Source organism: Haloarcula amylovorans, from assembly GCF_004681185.1.
Taxonomy (GTDB): domain Archaea; phylum Halobacteriota; class Halobacteria; order Halobacteriales; family Haloarculaceae; genus Haloarcula; species Haloarcula amylovorans.
In genome coordinates this window covers 45223-45703 of sequence record NZ_SRIF01000016.1, presented here as the reverse complement: position 1 = coordinate 45703, position 481 = coordinate 45223, and the positions used below count along the sequence as shown (strand labels likewise).

Genomic DNA, 481 nt, shown 5'->3' with positions numbered 1-481 from the left:
CACGTTCGACCGGTACATCAGGATGTCCTGCGTGGCCGGGATGATGTGGTCGGTCGTGATGTTGTCCTCCATCTTCAGCAGCGCTTCGCCGCCGACGTCAGACTCGAGCGGGTCCTTCAGCGGGACGTCGCCGATGTTCGGGCCCTTGATGAGGTCGTCATCGACGGCCTCGTCGGGGGCGATGAGGTCCGACTCGGAGTTACCGATGTACTCGTCGGGCATTTCCAGGCCGGGCGCTTCGAGGTCGCCGAGTTCGTCGGCGAGGTCGCGCGGGTCCACGATTTCGCCCTTGATGGCCGCCGCGGTGGCGACCTCGGGCGAACAGAGGTAGACGTTGTCGTCTTCGATACCCGAACGACCCTCGAAGTTGCGGTTGAAGGTCCGCAGCGAGACCGAATCCGAAGCCGGGACGTGACCGATGCCGATACAGGCACCACACGTCGCTTCAGAGAAGTTGACGCCGGCGGCCATCATCTCGGCA

1 protein-coding gene is annotated in these 481 nt (G+C 64.0%); it reads right to left on the bottom strand.

Annotated features, from left to right (window positions below; translation table 11 throughout):
* Positions 1–481 (bottom strand): aconitase family protein (locus E4S61_RS24680; protein ID WP_245180948.1); only part of this gene is annotated, 481 nt, incomplete at both ends.